The organism is Natronomonas marina (assembly GCF_024298905.1).
GTDB classification, from domain to species: domain Archaea; phylum Halobacteriota; class Halobacteria; order Halobacteriales; family Haloarculaceae; genus Natronomonas; species Natronomonas marina.
Genome location: NZ_CP101154.1, coordinates 2,466,789 through 2,483,580 on the forward strand (window position 1 = coordinate 2,466,789; position 16,792 = coordinate 2,483,580).

At 69.0% G+C, this 16,792-nt stretch carries 19 protein-coding genes, 1 tRNA gene and 1 other RNA gene; 10 read left to right on the top strand and 11 right to left on the bottom strand.

Annotated elements, in window-relative coordinates; translation table 11 throughout:
- Window positions 1–46: 46 nt before the first annotated feature.
- On the bottom strand, window positions 47–2,179 hold the full coding sequence (locus NLF94_RS13210) for a carboxypeptidase regulatory-like domain-containing protein (protein ID WP_254838090.1): 2,133 nt from the start codon (window positions 2,177–2,179) through the stop codon (window positions 47–49).
- A 412-nt stretch (window positions 2,180–2,591) separates the two neighbouring features.
- A tRNA-Arg gene (locus NLF94_RS13215) sits at window positions 2,592–2,666 on the bottom strand.
- A gap of 90 nt (window positions 2,667–2,756) precedes the next feature.
- Between NLF94_RS13215 and NLF94_RS13220 the strand changes: the two genes are divergently transcribed.
- Window positions 2,757–3,590 (top strand): geranylgeranylglycerol-phosphate geranylgeranyltransferase, encoded by an 834-nt coding sequence (locus tag NLF94_RS13220; RefSeq protein ID WP_254838091.1) that lies wholly within the window; start codon window positions 2,757–2,759, stop codon window positions 3,588–3,590.
- A 51-nt stretch (window positions 3,591–3,641) separates the two neighbouring features.
- Window positions 3,642–4,049 carry a CoA-binding protein gene (locus NLF94_RS13225; protein WP_254838092.1) on the top strand — a complete coding sequence of 136 codons (408 nt, stop codon included), beginning with the start codon at window positions 3,642–3,644 and terminating at the stop codon, window positions 4,047–4,049.
- Here the strand turns inward: NLF94_RS13225 and NLF94_RS13230 are convergent, their stop codons facing one another.
- Entirely contained in the window at window positions 4,050–4,397 is a 348-nt protein-coding gene (locus NLF94_RS13230; RefSeq protein WP_254838093.1) for a DUF5798 family protein, read from the bottom strand. It lies immediately after the preceding gene.
- 92 nt (window positions 4,398–4,489) lie between these two features.
- Here NLF94_RS13230 and NLF94_RS13235 point away from each other — a divergent pair, with 92 nt between their 5' ends.
- Window positions 4,490–4,930, top strand: a complete 441-nt coding sequence (locus NLF94_RS13235; RefSeq protein WP_254838094.1) for a DUF7548 family protein — start codon at window positions 4,490–4,492, stop codon at window positions 4,928–4,930.
- Window positions 4,931–5,439: 509 nt separating this feature from the next.
- On the opposite strand, the gene ffs is transcribed toward NLF94_RS13235, so the two are convergent.
- The 5 genes from ffs to NLF94_RS13260 all read right to left on the bottom strand — a co-directional run bounded on the left by ffs (window position 5,440) and on the right by NLF94_RS13260 (window position 8,270).
- An RNA gene (gene ffs / locus NLF94_RS13240) (signal recognition particle sRNA) lies at window positions 5,440–5,753 on the bottom strand.
- 71 nt (window positions 5,754–5,824) lie between these two features.
- On the bottom strand, window positions 5,825–6,715 hold the full coding sequence (locus tag NLF94_RS13245) for a mechanosensitive ion channel family protein (protein ID WP_254838095.1): 891 nt from the start codon (window positions 6,713–6,715) through the stop codon (window positions 5,825–5,827).
- Window positions 6,712–6,960, bottom strand: a complete 249-nt coding sequence (locus tag NLF94_RS13250; protein ID WP_254838096.1) for a YhbY family RNA-binding protein — start codon at window positions 6,958–6,960, stop codon at window positions 6,712–6,714. The genes NLF94_RS13245 and NLF94_RS13250 overlap by 4 nt, the downstream gene beginning before the upstream one ends.
- Window positions 6,961–7,010: 50 nt before the next feature.
- Window positions 7,011–7,283: a ribonuclease P protein component 4 gene (locus NLF94_RS13255; RefSeq protein WP_254838097.1), complete on the bottom strand. Its 273-nt coding sequence runs from the start codon at window positions 7,281–7,283 to the stop codon at window positions 7,011–7,013.
- 60 nt (window positions 7,284–7,343) lie between these two features.
- On the bottom strand, window positions 7,344–8,270 hold the full coding sequence (locus tag NLF94_RS13260) for a winged helix-turn-helix domain-containing protein (protein ID WP_254838098.1): 927 nt from the start codon (window positions 8,268–8,270) through the stop codon (window positions 7,344–7,346).
- 110 nt (window positions 8,271–8,380) lie between these two features.
- On the opposite strand from NLF94_RS13260, the gene NLF94_RS13265 reads away from it, so the two are divergent.
- The 5 genes from NLF94_RS13265 (at window position 8,381) to NLF94_RS13285 (ending at window position 12,269) form a co-directional block, all read left to right on the top strand.
- The gene (locus tag NLF94_RS13265; protein ID WP_254838099.1) at window positions 8,381–9,628 is read left to right on the top strand and encodes an MFS transporter; all 1,248 of its coding nucleotides are present in this window, start codon (window positions 8,381–8,383) and stop codon (window positions 9,626–9,628) included.
- Window positions 9,629–9,848: 220 nt separating this feature from the next.
- Entirely contained in the window at window positions 9,849–10,313 is a 465-nt protein-coding gene (locus NLF94_RS13270; protein ID WP_254838100.1) for a 30S ribosomal protein S15, read from the top strand.
- A gap of 8 nt (window positions 10,314–10,321) precedes the next feature.
- Window positions 10,322–11,404 (top strand): hypothetical protein, encoded by a 1,083-nt coding sequence (locus NLF94_RS13275; protein ID WP_254838101.1) that lies wholly within the window; start codon window positions 10,322–10,324, stop codon window positions 11,402–11,404.
- Entirely contained in the window at window positions 11,401–11,625 is a 225-nt protein-coding gene (locus tag NLF94_RS13280; RefSeq protein WP_254838102.1) for a KEOPS complex subunit Pcc1, read from the top strand. Before NLF94_RS13275 ends, NLF94_RS13280 begins: the two co-directional genes overlap by 4 nt.
- On the top strand, window positions 11,622–12,269 hold the full coding sequence (locus NLF94_RS13285) for a 30S ribosomal protein S3ae (protein ID WP_254838103.1): 648 nt from the start codon (window positions 11,622–11,624) through the stop codon (window positions 12,267–12,269). The genes NLF94_RS13280 and NLF94_RS13285 overlap by 4 nt, the downstream gene beginning before the upstream one ends.
- A gap of 85 nt (window positions 12,270–12,354) precedes the next feature.
- On the opposite strand, the gene NLF94_RS13290 is transcribed toward NLF94_RS13285, so the two are convergent.
- Window positions 12,355–12,771: a cupredoxin domain-containing protein gene (locus NLF94_RS13290; protein WP_254838104.1), complete on the bottom strand. Its 417-nt coding sequence runs from the start codon at window positions 12,769–12,771 to the stop codon at window positions 12,355–12,357.
- Between the two features lie 93 nt (window positions 12,772–12,864).
- Between NLF94_RS13290 and NLF94_RS13295 the strand changes: the two genes are divergently transcribed.
- Window positions 12,865–13,542, top strand: a complete 678-nt coding sequence (locus tag NLF94_RS13295) for a protein sorting system archaetidylserine synthase (RefSeq protein WP_254838105.1) — start codon at window positions 12,865–12,867, stop codon at window positions 13,540–13,542.
- 6 nt (window positions 13,543–13,548) lie between these two features.
- Here the strand turns inward: NLF94_RS13295 and NLF94_RS13300 are convergent, their stop codons facing one another.
- Together NLF94_RS13300 and NLF94_RS13305 are read right to left on the bottom strand one after the other, a co-directional pair.
- Window positions 13,549–14,178: a hypothetical protein gene (locus tag NLF94_RS13300; RefSeq protein WP_254838106.1), complete on the bottom strand. Its 630-nt coding sequence runs from the start codon at window positions 14,176–14,178 to the stop codon at window positions 13,549–13,551.
- Window positions 14,171–15,301, bottom strand: a complete 1,131-nt coding sequence (locus NLF94_RS13305; protein WP_254838107.1) for a DUF3179 domain-containing protein — start codon at window positions 15,299–15,301, stop codon at window positions 14,171–14,173. Before NLF94_RS13305 ends, NLF94_RS13300 begins: the two co-directional genes overlap by 8 nt.
- 148 nt (window positions 15,302–15,449) lie before the next feature.
- On the opposite strand from NLF94_RS13305, the gene NLF94_RS13310 reads away from it, so the two are divergent.
- Window positions 15,450–16,760, top strand: coding sequence for a HEAT repeat domain-containing protein (locus NLF94_RS13310; RefSeq protein WP_254838108.1), 1,311 nt, complete (start codon window positions 15,450–15,452; stop codon window positions 16,758–16,760).
- Window positions 16,761–16,792: the final 32 nt, after the last annotated feature.

The window sequence follows — 16,792 nt, forward strand, 5'->3', positions numbered from 1 at the left end:
GTCAAATCAGATAAGTGATACTCGCTAGAGGGGTGGCCGCGCGCGACTATTCCCGGGCGCGCAAGACCATCCAGACGATGCCAGTGACCAGCGCGCCAACCACGATCCCGCTCGACAGCCCGCTGACCTCGCTGATGGTCTCGGCGACACCGAAGATGGGCGTGACGGACGTGACGCCGACCGCACTCGGCTTCACCTCGCCCTGCATCGTCACGCGGTACTCGGTGTAGCCGTCCTCGGTGGCGTTGATCTCCAGCACGTCCTGCTCGGTACTCGTGCCGTTCGTCGTGTACGTCTGCTCGTGGACGACGACCCACTCGCCCGCGTCCTCGTCGTACGCCTCGACGGTCACGTCGACCGTGCCGGACGCTTCATAGACAGCCCACATCGAGTCGCCGTTGCCCGAGAGGTCGTACGTCCACGTGTTCGACGGATGGAGCGCGATCGGCTTGTCGAGCGGGCCAGCGACCGTCACGTCGTAGGTGTCGCCGACGTACCCGTCACCCTCGACACGAAGGGTGTAGGAACCCTCTTCGTGATTGCCGAGGTCGTACTGGCCGTCGCTGGCGGTCGTCGCAGAGTCGATCACCGTACCGTCGCTCTGGAGTTCCACCGTCGCGTTCTCCACCGCTTCACTGCTACGCGCGTCGATTACCGTGCCCGAGAAGGCGTGCGTGGTGGCGTTCAAGCCGAAGTTGAGCGTTGTCTGCGACGTGGTGTCGACTGTGGCCGAGTCGTCGTCGTACCCGCTCGCCGACACCGACACGGTGTACGTGCCCGCCGTGTCCGGCTGGAGCGTGTACGACCCGTCGCTGGCGGTCGTCGCAGAGTCGATCACCGTACCGTCGCTCTGGAGTTCCACCGTCGCGTCACCGACGCCCGAACCGCCGGCGGTCACGGATCCGCTGACGGCCTTGACGGCGAGGCTCACGTCGTGCGTCGTCGCGGAGTCCACCGTCACCGTCTGCTCGTCGGACTCGTACCCGCCCGCTTCGACGCGCACGGTGTAGTCGCCCTTCTCGGTGACGTCGAACGAGTACTGCCCCGAGGATGCGGTCGTCACTGTGGACACGACTTCGCCGCTGGACGCGTCCACGAGGGTCACGTCAGCGCCTGAGATAGTCGTGTCTGTTTGGGCGTTCGTCACCGTGCCCGAGAACGTGTACGACGAAGTGGGGACAGAGACCGCCTTCACGCTCGTGTCGAACGATCCGGTAATGATGTCACCGTTGCCACTCGCCTCCACTCCGAAGACCCCATCGGTGTGAAGCGAGTGGGAGTGTATCGTTGAACCGTCAGCAGGGTCGAGGACGAGGGCCTCACCACTGCCAGTACCCGTGTACAGTGCATTACGCGCCTCCGAGTAGGCGAGACCGTACAGCTCGACAGTACTGCTTGTCTTGTCGAGTTCCCACTTCTTCTCTCCTGCAGAGACGTCATAGGAGGTCGCATATCCGTCATACGTGCTGGAGTACACCACCCCATTGTGGTACTCAACGTGTCCGGGGTATCCCGATGGGACAGTGTAGAGCGTCGACGCAGCCCCATCCGACATAGATACCTCAGATACGCGGTTACTGTCAGTGACACCGATGTAGATCGTCCCGTTAGACTCGTCAACAGCCATTCCGAGCGGCATCCCGCTCACACCCGTCACCCACTCCTCGGATCCGGTGGATGGGTTGTACGCGACGACGTTATTCGCCCCGGATTCAGTCGTGATGTAATAGACGATACCGTCAACCTCGGTGACACCCCAGACTTGGTTGCTCGTGGCAGCATCGCTGTGCTGATGCGACCACTGTTGCGTCCCATCAGACGGGTTGAACGCGTACACCGTCGATGAAGAATCTCCGGCGTACACCGTCCCATTCTCGTACGTCACCGTACGATAGCCCGCAGATGTATCCGACCAAATCTCGTTTCCAGTCTCGTAATCGTACGCTCTTACACCGTCAGCCCCAGCCGAGAACACTACCCCCTCCTGTTCCACGTACTCAACGTCGTACACGTTGTCACTGTGGAGGTTGTGTTCCCAGTCAAGGTCACTGGAGCCGAGTTCCTCGGCACTCACCGTCCCGACGAACCCGCCGCCGATGACGCCGGTGAGCGGCGAGAGGACGAGCAGCATCGCGATCATCAGAGTTCCAATTCGGTTGATTCGCCTGTCGAACTGCACGCGCGACGCTAACCGCTCGTCTCGGAAAAGTGACACTCGCCCGAGGGGTTCACCGAGCAGCCAGCCGCGCCGGCATTCAAGACCGAACCTCTCCCCAGAGGGAAGTGCGTCCCGCGATGGGAGGCGTGGGACGCGCCCCGAACCACCCCCACATCCGGGGAGGGTGATCCGCGCATCGTGCCTGTTCGGTGGGAGGGGAGGTGGGACGGTCGCCGGGGAGGGGAGGGTCAATGATGCTTCTCGCCGGCCGAACTTTATGTATCTCCGCTCGGATGGCAGTCAATACCGCGTGATGGCGAAGGGTCGTAACACGTGCCGGAATGGACTCTCGACACCGAGACCCCTTTGCACGGAAAAGGCAACCCCGGAATCCCCACGCCGTACTGTGGATTCCGAGTTAATTGCAAGAGAATGGGCGCTGCAGGATTTGAACCCGCGGCAACTTGGTCCGAAGCCAAGCACTCTGTCCAGACTGAGCTAAGCGCCCTCGGCCGTATCTAACTGGAGTGGCGCTTTTAACGCTGTCCATTCGGGCAGGTTCCGGAGGCTTCAAGCGGCGGGCGGAGGACCCGGCGGTATGGAGCGGGCACGCGGGTTCGTCGAGTTGACCCGGCCGGGTAACGCCGTCGCGGCGGGTGGGCTGACGTTCGTCGGGGCGTTCGTCGCCCGTGGGCTGTCGGCCCCGCTGCCGGCGGCCATCGCCGTCGTGGCGACCGTGCTCGCAACCGGCGGTGGCAACGCCATCAACGACTACTTCGACCGGGAAATCGACGCCATCAACCAGCCCGAGCGGCCGATTCCGCGCGGTGCGGTGTCGGCGCGGGCGGCACTGGCCTTCAGCGTCCTGCTTTTCGTCGGCGCCGTCGGGTTGACGCTGTTGCTCCCGCTTCTGTCCATCGCCATCGCGTTCGTCAACCTCGTCGCGCTGGTCGCCTACACGGAGGTGTTCAAGGGGCTGCCGGGTGTCGGGAACGCCCTGGTCGCATACCTGACCGGCAGTACGTTCCTCTTCGGCGGTGCGGCCGTCGAGGGTGACCTGACGCCGGTCGTGGCGCTGTTCGCGCTGGCCGCGAGCGCGACGATGGCCCGCGAGATCGTCAAGGACGTCGAGGACGTCGCCGGCGACCGTGAGGAGGGACTCCGGACGCTCCCCATCGTCGTCGGTCGCCGACGGGCGCTCGGCATCGCGGCGGCGTTCGTCGTCGCTGCCGTCGTTGCGAGCCCGATTCCGTACGTCCGGGGGACCTTCGGTCTGCCGTATCTGGTGGTGCTGGCGCCGGCGCTGGCCGGCATGCTCGCGGGGACGTACCGCTCCTTCGAGGCACCGGCGACCGGCCAGCGGTGGCTCAAGGTCGCGATGTTCGCCGCCGCGGTCGCGTTCGTCGCCGGCCGTGCGGCCGTCGTCGCGTAGCGAGCGCCGGTCCGCGGGGGACTTTTCATCCGGCGCAGCGTAGTCCGGGGTATGCCGGTCGAAAACGACGACGAACTCCGCGAGATACTCCAGCTAGACACCATTGCCGTCGTCGGCTGCTCGGCGACGCCGGGGAAGGCCGCCCACGACATCCCGAATTTCATGCGCGAGCGGGGCTACGAGATCGTCCCGGTCAACCCCTACGCCGACGAGATATTCGGGATGGAGCCGTACGATTCGCTGGCCGAGGTCGACGAGGAGATCGACATCGTAGACGTCTTTCGGCCCAGCGAGGAGGTAGCGGGAATCGTCGACGAGGCGCTCGACCGCGAGGACATCGACGTTGTCTGGACCCAGCTCGGCGTCCGAGACCCCGAGGCCGGCGAGCGCGTCGAGGCCGCAGGCAAGCGGTACGTCGAGGACCGCTGTCTGAAGGTCGAGTACCAGCGGTTGATGTAGTCAGCCCGCGGAGCCGTCGCCGGTTTCGGCGTCGGGGATAGAGCCGTCGCCGTCGGCCGATCCGTCGTGGCTCGCGGCGTTGCCCTCTCCGTCTTCGGGTTCGGCCTCCTCGATGGCGACCTCGGTCACGAGTTCGTCGACGTCGATGCCCTCGTGTTCCGCGAGCGCCTCGAGGATGGCTCCCTGCTGGTCGAGTTTGTTCTCGAGGGTCGCAACCCGGGCGTTGGTGTCCTGGACCGTCTCGCGGACCTCCATCACCTGTTCGCGGAGCTCGACGATCCGGTTGTAGAGTTCCTCGGCCGTATCGAGGATCTTCTGTATCTTCTTCGTCGCGCCTCCCAGTGGCATACCGACGGCTTCGGTACCGGGGGTCGTGTGCCTTGCGGTGGCTGCCGGGCGAATCCGCCCCCGTTAAGACGCCCCCGGACGGAGCCCCGGATATGGAGAGTCGCCGACTCGCCCCGACGCTCGGCATCGTCGCCTCGCTTTCGGTAGTTGGGCTGCTTCTCGTTCCCTACGCGGTCGTCGACGGAACTGCCGTCGGCAACTACTATGGTTCGGGCCTCCTGTCGCCGTGGGTCGGCGGCCTGCTCGCGCTGGTCGCTGTCGTCGTCTTCGCGGCCGGCCGGGAGGAGCGAACCGAACCCGAAACCGCAGCCGGAATCGGCGTCGGTCTGGGACTCGCGGCCTTCGTCGTCGCGGCGGTGTGGGCGGTGACGGTGCCGGCGGAGGTGCCGCTGCAGTTGACGACGGACGAACCGCTGGTCGGCCCACTCACGACCGGAACCGTGCTCGAGTACCACCGCTGGGTGCTGGCGGCGACGGCGGCGCTCGTCCCCGCCGCCGGCGCGTGGTACGCGAAGACGCTGCGGCTGTTCTGAGCGATTTTTTGCACGGAAGCCTTCGGCCCCGACAAAAACCAACGCGAATCACCTGCGGCGATTCGCGGGACGGCGAGCGGCGGCGATGGCACCTCCCGAGCCACTTCGAGGAAAACGACACGGCAGCCCTCTCTGGTCCGGCCTCGGTTCCGCGAGCTCCGCCTGCGGGTGAGACCGTCTCGTGATTCGAAAGACATCGCTGGCGTCCTTCCGCATCACCGGAGAACGCCGCTCGCTCGAACGATCCCGCTCGGCGTATGCTGAGGAACGCCATCGAGCGCGGCGGTCGTGCATCCGAGTGGTCGTCGTACTGGCGGTGTATTGCATCCACGAGTGAGCGCTCGGAGAGCGCGAACGATCGGTTCTCCGGACGCGAACGAAGTGAGCGTCCGGTAGTGACGAGCGACCACCGCGCGCCGCAGGCGCGCGACGGGAGCGAGGGGCTATTTTTCATCGAAGTTTTTGCCGGGGAGCCGTCAGGCTCCCCGTTCAAAAAGTTCGGGATGAATGAGTGGACGCCGGGGGTTGCCTGGCCGTTCCACCACGGGGAGTCCCGCTTGCCTCCTCCACCCCGCGACCCTGCGGGCGACAGCTGTCCGCGGGCCCGCTGCTCACTTCCGTGCCTGACGGATTACCCGCGGTTAACCCCGACCGGGCGTCCCTGCAGACGCCGGGACGGGGACCGCTGCCCTCGCAGGACGAGGCTTCGACGTTGGCTTGCGGGGCCCGTACTGGTCGGGCCAGACGAACCCCGGATTCGGCCCCCGCTGAAGACTATCTCACGGGTATCGAGCGGGGCCTAACCGCCCGACCTAGTCCACTCCAACCTTGACGACTGCCCCTTATGGGCTTTTCGTCTCGGTAGTCGTCGGTCGCCCCCGGTCGACAGGAGCCTCACTCGGCCGTGGCGACGGGCCCCTCGGCGAACTCCAGGCCGCCGGTGAGCGCGCGGTGCGGGTAGGGGATGTCGATGCCCGCCTCGTCGAACCGTTCCTTGACCGCGGTGACGTACTCGCCGCGGGTCTTCACGAAGTCGGCCCTGGAGGGGTCGGCGATCCAGATGCGGGACTGCAGGCCGACCGAGGAGTCGCCCAGTTCCGTCAGCCGGACCGAGGGTGCGGGGTCGTCCATGATTTCCTCGTGGGCTGCTGCCTCCTCGATGATGATGTCGGTGGCCTTCTCGATGTCGTCGTCGTAGCCGATGCCGAAGACGAACTTCAGGCGGAGTTTGTCGGCGTCGACGGGGTTGGTCAGCACGCCGTCGGTCAACTGGGAGTTCGGCACCGTCATCAGTTCGTTGTCGAACGAGCGCACGCGGGTGACTCGGAGGCTGATGTCCTCGACGACGCCCTCCTCGTCGTCCCACTGGATCCAGTCGCCGATGCGGAACGGCTTCTCGGCGAAGATGAACACGCCGGCGACGAAGTTCTGCAGGACGTCCTGCAGCGCGAACCCGATGGCCAGCGTCGCCGCGGCGGCGATGGTCGCCAGCGCGGTGAGGATGCTGCCCCGGCCGGCGGCCGCGAACCCGGCGGCGAAGGCGACGAAGACGACGGCTATCATCACGACCTTCCGCAGGGGCTTTTTCGCGTGGGCGTCGAGACCCCGGCGGTTCATCGCCCGGTCGGCCAGGGGGACGACGACCGCCCGACCGACGACGTAGACCGCGACGAACACCACGATGCCGAGCGCGGCGTAGCCGATGGGGTCGGCGTAGGCGACCGGAATCCCGAACGTCTCGTTGAGGAACTCGCCCACGAAGTTGGTGGCCTGCAGCGGGATCATCGGTTGAACACCGCAGTGTGGCCGCGCGTCTCGACGACGTCGGCGCCGACCCGGCCAGCGAGTTCGTCGGCCAGTTCCTCGGTCGTCGTCCCGCCCCGGGCCGCCCGGAGGAACTTCGCCTTCACCAGTTCGCGGTCGTCGAGCTGGTCCGACAGCTCCTCGACGACGGCGTCGATGCCCGCCTTCCCGACCCACACCGTCACCTCGACGTCGTGGGCCCGCTCTCGTAGCGTCCGTTCCGGCATGGCCACCCGTTTGGGGGCGGGCGTTAAAAGAGTAGCACAATAGGTGCCGGTCAGTAGGGGTACCGCGCCTGGTGGCCGCAGTCGCAGGTGACGACGACGTGGCCTGACTTCGTGCGGACGCGGGCGTTGCGGCCGACGACGAGGTACGCGTCACACGCGTCGCAGGTGAACCGCTTGAACCGGGTCGGCAACGGGAGGCGGTTCCGCTCCGCGACCCGGCGGGCCCGGCGGACGTACCGCCGGGCGAGGTCGTCGTCGCCCTCACGGGCCGCCGCCCGTGCGAGGTCCGCCAGTCGCTCGATGCGTTCGGCCGCGACGTTCACAGGCGCGGCTTCTGGCCGGCGGCGCTTAGGCGTTCCGTCATACCGACCGCGGTCGGCCGGTCACTCGACGACAGTGGAGACGACCCGCAGATCGTCGTCGACGGTGACCACGAGGCGGTCCTCGCCCGCCCGGACGCCGATCGTCGCTCTCCAGGGGTCGTCCCCCTCGACCGTGACGGCCTCGTCGCCCACGCAGAAGGCGAACTCCCAGAAGGGCGTCTCGGCGGGGTCGGCGCCGCGGTCCCGGAGGAACCGCCGAACGGGGTCGGTCCCCAGGACGAACAGTCCCAGCGGCGGGTACAGGCGGTTGCCGCACCGCCGGCAGTCGTAGACGGCGACCCGGTCGGCGGGGAACGGCGACTCGCCGTCCCCGTCGTGGGTCCGGACGTCCATCACGCCGAAACAGCCCGGGCAGACGTTCTCGCGGGCCAGGTCGAGTTGCGTCCGGACGTAGCGGTCGAACGCCGACAGCACTGCCGGCAGCGACCGCGGTTCGATGGCGCCCGGCGGCAGCGGGTACCGGGCGTGCCGGCGCTCGCAGGCCTCACACCGGACGCTGAACCACTCCTCGCGGTAGGCGGCCGCCAGTTCCGCCTCGCCGCACCGCGGGCAGCGGCCCGCGATTCCCGTCGGCCCGAAGGCCGCCCGCTCGTTGTACGTCCCCGCCAGGATGGCGGTGGCGACCTCCCAGCCGGCGTACCGGAGTTCGTACCCGTCGTCGGTCCGGCGGACGAACTGGCCGGTCAGCTCCTCGAGGTGGTAGCTGAACTGCGCGCTGACGTCGATGCCGGCCCGCTTTCGGAGCGCCGAGAAGGTCGTCGGCGACTCTCCCGCCCGGCTCTCGGCCAAAAGCGCCCGGAGGATTGCGACGCGGTGCTCGTGGCCGACCAGTGCGAACGCCTCCGCCGCCGAGAGTCCCGCCGGCTCGCCGTCGTCCGGCACGTCGCCCGTCCCGTCACCGTCGCCGCTCTCGCCGTCCGGTGCCATACCCGGACGTGGGCGTCGACCGGAAAACCAGTTCCGCCATCAGTGGAGTTACTAAAACTCGCGTTAGCGAGCGTATTAGGGCCTCGGGCGAGTGTTTCGTGATAGAGACGATGGACGGACCATCCCCGGCGGTGGCGAAGTACTACCTGTACCAGGCGGCCGACTCCGTCGGTTTCATCTGGCCGGTCTTCACGCTGTTTTTGCTGTGGAACGACCTCAGTTACACGCAGATAGGCACGCTGAGTGCGATTTCTGCGGTTCTCGTGGTCGTCTTCGAGGTGCCGACGGGCCACCTCGCCGACCGATTCGGCCGCCGGAACGTCCTCTCGCTTGGGATGGTCGCCATGGCGCTGTCGACGGCCGGGTTCGTCGTCGCGGGGACGTTCGCGGCGTTCGTCGGTCTCTACGTCCTCTGGGCGCTCTCGATGGCGCTGCAGCACGGCACCGCCGACGCGTGGCTCTACGCCACGCTCCGGGAGCGGACCGACGCCGAGGCGTTCACCCGGATTCGGGGCCGCGGCGGCGCCGTCCACCAACTCGTCTCCGTCGGCACGATGGTCGCCGGCGGCCTCCTGTACGTCGCCCACCCGACGTACCCCTTCGTCGCCTCGGCGGTTCTCAACGCCGTCGGCGCCGGGGTCGTCCTCACGATGCCGCGGAACGCGGCCGTAGAGGACGACGTCGTCGGATTCCGCGAGGCGGTCGGCGTCGTCCGCTCGCAACTCGCCGACGCCTCCCTGCGGGTCTTCCTCCCGTACGTCGCGCTGTTCTTCGCCATCGTCTCCGTCGCGGACACGTACGTCCAGCCGATAACGGTCGAGGTGCTGGGGTCCGTCTCGCCCCCGTCGGCGCTGGCGAGCGCGACGAGGGGGACGGCGGTCCCGCCGCCGGTCACGCTCGGCGTGATGTACGCCGGGTTCGCTCTCGTCGCCGCCGTCGCCAGTTACCACGCCGAGACGGTCCGGGCGTGGCTCGGCCTCCGACGGGCGCTCCTGGTCCTCCCGGTGCTCACGGCGGCGCTGTTCGTCGCCCCGCTGGCCGTTCCACTCGCCGCCGTCCCCGTGTTCTTCGTCATGAAGGGGGCCAACGACCTCTCGCGGCCGCTCGTCGGCCAGTACCTCAACGACCGGACGGACGAGGCGGGGCGGGCGACGGTGCTGAGCGCCGCGTCGATGGTCTACGCGTTCGTCCGCGCGCCGCTGAAACCGCTAGCGGGGCTGCTCGCGGACGCCACCGCCCCGGTCGTGACCGTCGGCGCGCTCGGCGTCGGGTTCCTGCTGGTCGCGGCGGCCCTCCTCGTCTCGACGGTGCCCGTCGAGGCCGAGACCGGAGGACTCGCCGGCGAGCGGGCGGACTGAGACACTCCGTACCTCGACCCGGCGGCACTGGCGAGTAGAAACCGTTTTGTGCGCGAAGCCACCACTTCCGACCGGGAACCGCACGACCGCAAATCTGACTCGCCGGCCGATTGGTCGGCTCGGGATTGCGGTAGTGCTGGCGTCACGCCACCGCCGGCGACGGTGCCGGCCGCGGGCAGCCGCGCCGACTACAGCGGTCCGTGCAGTTCCAATACAGACAATGGCACGAATGCACTCACGCCGTCGCGGGTCGTCCGGTTCGGACCGCCCCACGGCAGACGAGCCGCCGGAGTGGAGCGACGTAGACGAAGATGCAATCGAGGAGCGCGTCGTCGAACTGGCCGAGGCCGGCCACGACCCCAGCCAGATCGGGCTGAAGCTGCGCGACGAGGGCGTCCAGGGCACGCCGGTCCCGGACGTCAAGCTCGCCACGGGCAAGAAGGTCACCGAGATCCTCGAGGAGAACGACGCCGAGCCCGACCTGCCGGAGGACCTCCGGAACCTGATGGAGCGGGCCGTTCGCCTCCGGGACCACATGGCCGAGAACCCGGGCGACGCCCAGAACAAGCGCGCCCTGCAGAACACCGAGTCGAAGATTCGCCGCCTCGTGGACTACTACCGCGGCGACGAACTCGACGAGGCGTTCACCTACGAGTACGACGAGGCGAAGGAACTGCTGGAGTAGCGTAACCGATGTCCGCCGCCGGCCGACCGAACGAGGACGCCCCCGGCCGCACAGCCGCGGCCATGCGAGAGGCCGGGTTCGTGCGCCTCGTCGGGACGGCCGACGGCGACGCCGTGACCGCGACGGGCCTGCTGGCCCGCGCGCTCGAGGCGACGGACACGCCGTACCAGACCAGCCTCGCGGCCGTCCCCGAGCCGCCGGCGACCGACGCCGACTGCACGGTCGCCGTCGGCCACGAGTCGGGCGGCGCCGACGCCGCACTCCGGGAGACGCCGCTCTCGGTCGCCGCCGCCGACGTCGCCCGCGAACTCGCCGCCGACGCCGTCGACCCGACGCTCGCGCTGGCCGGCGCGTTCTGTGCCGGCGCCGAGCCCTCGGGTCGGCTGCTGGAGGCGGCGAACCTCGACCGACGGCCGGGCGTCGCACTCCCGACCGAGGACCGGGCCACCGGTCTCGCGGGGTCGACGCTCGTCCACGCCGGCTTCTCCGGCGACGAGGAGACCGCAGCGGGGATGCTCGACGGACTGGACGACGAGGACGGCCGCGAACTGGCCTCCCTCGTCGCGCTGGCGGCCGTCGAGGACGCCGTCCCGCGCGCCGCCGAATCGGTCCAGCGGGCGCTGCGTCCCCACGAGTGCGACCGCTTCGAGACGCTCGGCGGTTACGCCGACGTCCTCGGCGCAGTCGCCCGCGACCGGCCCGGCGTCGGCATCGCGCTGGCGCTCGGCCGGGACGTCGAACCGACCGCACTCGAGACGTGGCGCGAGCACGGCCGGCGTGCCCACGCCGCGCTCCGGGCGGCCGACACCGGCCGCTACGACGGGCTGTTCGTCGCCCGCGTCGGCGGCAAGGCCCCGCTCGGAACCGTCGCGCGGCTCTGCTCGCAGTACCGCTCGCCGGAGCCGGTCGCACTCGCCGTCACGGACGGCGAGGCCGCCGTCGTCGCCGGAAACGGGACGGCCATCGAGGCCCCGCTCGGCGAGGCGGCCGCGGCCCTCGACGGGCGAGCGGTCGCCCGCGACGGCCGCGGGACGGCGACCTTCGACGGCACGGCCGACGACTACCTCGTCGCGTTCAGGGAGGCACAATGAAGCGGACCGCGACCATCCGGACGACCCACGACCGGCCCGAAGTCGTCGCGGCCGCGCTCCGGCCGGACAACACGCCGGAGATGGCCACCCGAGTCGAGGACGACGCCGTCGTGACGACAATCGAGCGCGACTCGGCCGGCGGTCTCCGGACGACCGTCGACGACTACGTGAGTAACCTCACGGTTGCACAGCGACTAACCGACACAACGACACAATCATGAGCGAACGTTCAGTATCCAAGCAGAAACAGGAGAAGCGATGGTACACCGTGATGGCCCCGGAGATCTTCGACCGGGTCGAACTCGGTGAGACGCCTGCGGACGAACCCGAGCAGGTCTACGACCGGACGATAGAGACGACGCTGGGCGAACTCGACGACGACCCCAGCGAGAACAACACGAAACTGACATTCCAGATCACGGACGTCGGCAGCGACGCCGCCTACACCGAGTTCGTCCAGCACGAACTCACCCGTGACTACCTGCGGAGCCTCACCCGCCGCGGCACCTCGAAGGTCGACGCCTTCGTCACGGTGCTTTCGACGGACGACTACCGCCTGCAGGTCCAGCCGGTCGCCTACACCACGAAGAACGCCGACCGGAGCCAAGAGCAGGCCATCCGCGAGACGATGGTCGACCTCGTCGAGGAGGCGGCCGCCGAGCGCACCTTCGAGGGCCTCATCGACAGCATCGTCGAGGGGCGGCTCTCGTCGGCCATCTACAACGAGGCCAAGACCATCTACCCGCTGCGGCGCGTCGAGGTCCAGAAGACGCGACTGCAGGCCCACCCCGAGGAAGTCGCCGCCGAGGAAGAGGCCACGGTCGACGTCGACGAGGAGGACGTCGACGTCGAAGACGAGGCCTGAACCGGACCGCTTTTCGTTTTATCGCGCCGGCCAGCGGCGGCGCCGTCGCCTGTCGGCCCGCGAGGGGCCCGTCACCACCGTCCGGCTACTCCGTGACGACGACGACACCGACCATCCCGTCGCGCTCGTGGGGGATACAGAAGTAGTTGTGCTCGCCGGGAGTCTCGAACGTGTGTTCGTACGTCTCGCCAGGGACGATGTCCCCGCCACCGCCGGAGTTCCAGGCGTCGCGGGCGGACTCGGTGTTCTCGAAGCCGCCGGAGGCGAAGAAGTCGGCGCCGTCGGGGAGGCCGCCGTCGTAGGCGGTGACGGTGTGGCTCCGCGAACCGTTGTTGCCCCAGACGACGGTGTCGCCGACCCCGATCTCGAGGCGGTCGGGCACGAACGCGTTCGCCGTCATCCCCACGTCGTACTCCGACTCCGAGAGCCCGCCGGCGAGACAGCCGGCGACCGGGGGCAGAAGCGCCGCGCCCGCGGTCGCGAGATACGCGCGTCGGTCCATGTAGGCGCTGGGACCTGCTCGCCAATATGCAACCCGGTTGCGGACGGAAGCGAACCTACTAAGGCGGGCGTTGCCGACCGACGAAACAGAGCCATGCAGCCGCGTTTCCTGGGACAGTTGGGGCTGGCCGACGCCGTGACTGTCGCCAACGCGGCCGTCGGGTTCGTCGCCGCCGCCGTCGCCGTCTCCGACCCGGCGCTGGCCGCCCGCCTCGTCCTCCTCGCGGCCATCGCCGACGGTCTCGACGGGGTCATCGCCCGGACCCGCGGCGGCACCCCCGTCGGCGACCACCTCGACTCGCTGGCCGACGTCGCCTCCTTCGGCGTCGCGCCCGCCGTGTTCGTCTACGGCGTCGCCCGCGGCGGCCTGGGCGACTCGACCGTCGAGACGGTCGCCCTCTTCGGGATTCCGGCGCTGTTCGTGGCGATGGCGGTCGTCCGCCTCGGATTCTACATGCTCGAGGACCGCGACGGCGCCGAGACGGAGGGCGTCCAGACGACGCTGGCGGCCACCATCCTCGCGGTGGCGTACCTGGCCGGCCTCACCGACCCGCTCGTCCTGCTCGGCGTCACCGCCGTCTTCGTCTACCTGATGGTCGCGCCGGTCACGTATCCCGAACTGTACGCGAGAGACGCCCTGGTACTGGGCGGGTTACAGGCGCTCACGGTGCTGTTTCCGACCGCCGTCAGCCGGGTGTTTCCTCGGTCGTTGCTCCTCTTCGCCGTCGCGTACCTCGTGCTGGCGCCGTTCGTTTACTGGCGGGACGCCTGACGCCGGCTACTGGCGGGAGGGCTGCCCCGCCTCCGGCGAACGCCGGACGGCCGCAGGATTCACCTGCCGGCCGACCAGTACGAGGCTCCCGACCAACAGTACCGCCGCGGCGGGCAGCAGGAACTGAAACGCCGTCAGCAGGACGCCCGAGGCCTGCACGCCGACGACGAGGAGCACGACCGGGCCACAGCAGGCCGTCCCGGACAGAAGCGCCGGGATCGACGCGAGCAGCCCCGTCGACCGTTCGCCGATGCCACAGGCCTTCGGCTGTCGCCAGGCCAGGTACGACAGCGCGAGGTTCAGCCCCACGAGGGCCGCAAGCGCCAGGCCGAGTACCGTGTTGAACGAGAGCAGGTACGTGACCGGGCCGACGTCGACGCGGGCGACGGGAGTGAACGTGAACGGACCGAGTTCCGGCCGGAAGAACGTCCCGAGCGGGTCGGCGACGACGGTCACGCCGAAGCCGCCGAGACCGCCCGCGAGGTGGCCGACCGCCCACAGGTACGCCACCAGATAGACGGCGGTCACGGTACCGAAGACGGCGCGACCGTCCCACCGGCGGAACACCAGCGCCGACGCCGTTCGGGTCCGTCCGAGCGCCGTCCGGAACCGTCCCAGCGGTCGTGGCTCACTCATAGACGTTCGTGTCCGGGTAGTAGCCCGCCCAGGCGAACCACATCGCGTCGAACGTGTGGACCTCCTCCAGCGGCAGGTCCGCCGGCGTGTGACGCTCGCCGTCCACCCGGACGGCGGTCCCGTCGGTCGACTCCACGGTCGCCTCCTCGGGGTTCAGGTAGGCGTAGGCCGTATCCAGGCGGTCGTCGTAGGCCGCCACGACCGGAGTGTCGCCGATGCGACCCGAAATCACCTCCCGTTCGCGGAGGGCATCCTTCAGGAAGGCCGCCGCCCCCGCCGGGGTCCTGGCGCCCATCACGACGCGCTTCCGCCCGAAGGTGTCGTCGTTCGACAGCGCCGGGAACAGCAGCGAATCGTTCCCGTAGTAGCCGCCCTGGGGATTGTACGAACCGTAGGGGTCCCGTCCGTAGTTCTTCGCGTGGCCGGTGTCCGTCGACAGGACCCGCGTGTCGGGGCGGTGGCCCCGCCACCGTTCCCAGGTCGTCCAGACGAGCCGGAACTCCCGAAGCGACGCGATTTCGGGGTCCTCGTTCCACGGCCCGGGAATGGACGTGGCGAGAATCTGTGGCCACCACGTCTCCGTCTCCCGGTCGTACATGACGAGGTTGTTGTTGATGAGTCGGCCGGAGACGCCGAAGGTGGTGCCGCCGCGCTCGAATCCCTGTACCGTGCCGGTGAGCGGGCAGTACGTGACGGCGACGGGGTCGCCGGCGAGCACGTCGTTTACGATCTCGTGTTGGACCAGTATCTTCTGGGGATAGGTCTTCGAGACGCCGTCGCGGACGACGCCGAAGACCGGGTCGCCGCCGTTCAGGAATCCGGCGTCGCTCGGATCGACGAACGACGGGTGGTCTATCGACGGGATACCGTCCTTCGGCGGGCCGCCGGACCGGGCCGCTTCGCGCAACGCCGACGGCGACATCGACAGCGGGAGCCGTTCGTCGGCCGTCGGCGGGCGTGCACCGTCGCTGCCGTTTTCACCGCCGCCGCTGTCGCCCCCGCCGTCGCCGCCTTCGGACCCGTCGAGCGATCCCGACGGACCGCGGCGTCGACTGCACCCCGCCAGCGCCGCCAGCCCGCCCCCGGTCGCAGCGAGGAGCCGTCGACGAGTTGCCGTTCGCATACGTCTTGAATAGGGCGAAGCCACGGTTAACCGTTGAGCGGTCGTGTGAGACACACACAAACTCCCGGAACTCCGGGGACGGCAGCGTCCGGCGCCGCGGCCGAGGTGAAGGGAAACGCTCTTGCCCCGTTCTGCCGGATACCCGTGTATGAGCAACGGGGACGACGAGAGCGCGGACGCGCCCGAGGAGTCGGCGGACGGGACGGACGCCGAGGACGCATCCGAGGTGCCCGCGACGGCGGTGACAGCCGAGTCGCTCGGCGAGCGACTCGACGACGCCGAGGCGGCCCTGGAGAACGCCGAGACCGAGGCCGACCTCGACGACGTCGAGGCCAGCCTGGACGCCATCGCATCCGATCTGGAGGACGCCGACCTCGAGGCGCCCGACGAGAACGAGGACGAAGAAGCCGAGGACCCCGCCGAGGAGCTACAGACACGCATCGACGACCTCCGGGAGGAACTCGAGGCGGCCCGCGGGCCGTACGCCGAGGACGTCCAGGCCATCCTCGATGAGGCCGCGGCGACCGTCCGGGACACCCGCTGGACGGAGGACGGCGAACCCGACGTCCGGGCCGCCGTCTCGACGTTCCTCGACGCCGCCGAGGAGGAACTCGACGACGAGTTCCCCGCGTCGGGCGACGACCTCGACGATCACGCGGCGGTGCTGGAGACGGTCGGCGAGGCGACGGTCGAGGCCGGTCTCGACGCCGACGACGACGAGAAGACCATCGCGGCACTGCTCGAGGCCGCCGAGACGCTCGAAGAGGCCATCGAGGACGCCGAGGAGTGGGCCGACCTGACCGTCGTCGAACAGCTTCGCGCACGGGGCTTCTACGACCGGGTGACCGGCGAGAACCGGAAGGACTTCCCGCCGGAACTCAACGTCGTCCGCATCGCCGAGGCCGAGAACGACCCCGAGCGGGTTCTCATGGCGCTGGAGAAGCTCGAATCGGACTTCATGCAGGAGAACTGCATCGACGCCCTCCGGCGGATGGCCCCCGAGGAGGCCTTCGAGCCGATGCACGAGGCCGCCCAGAAGCGCGGCCGCCCGGAGATCGAGGTGCTGGGCAAGATCGGCGACGAGCGGGCCGTCGACACGCTCGTGGAGTTCGTCGACAGCGACAACCCGCCGCTGCAGAAGGTGACGCTGCGGGCGCTGGGCGAGATCGGGAGCCGGGAGGCCACCCAGGCCGTCGCCGACGCCCTGGCCGACGACGAATCGGTCGTCCGCTCGCAGGCCGCCCGCGCGCTCGGTCTCATCGGTGACACGCGCGCCATCGAGCCGCTGGCCGACACCCTCGGCGACGGCGAGGAGGAGACGGACGTCCGGGCGGCCGCCGCCTGGGCGCTCGTCCAGATCGGCACCGAGCGCGCGCTCGAAGCCGCCGCCGAGTACGACGACGACCGCGCCTACACCGTCCAGATCGAGGCCGAGAAGGCCCGCGACGCCGCCGCCTGACCCCACGGTTTTTGTACCGGGACGGGACCAGA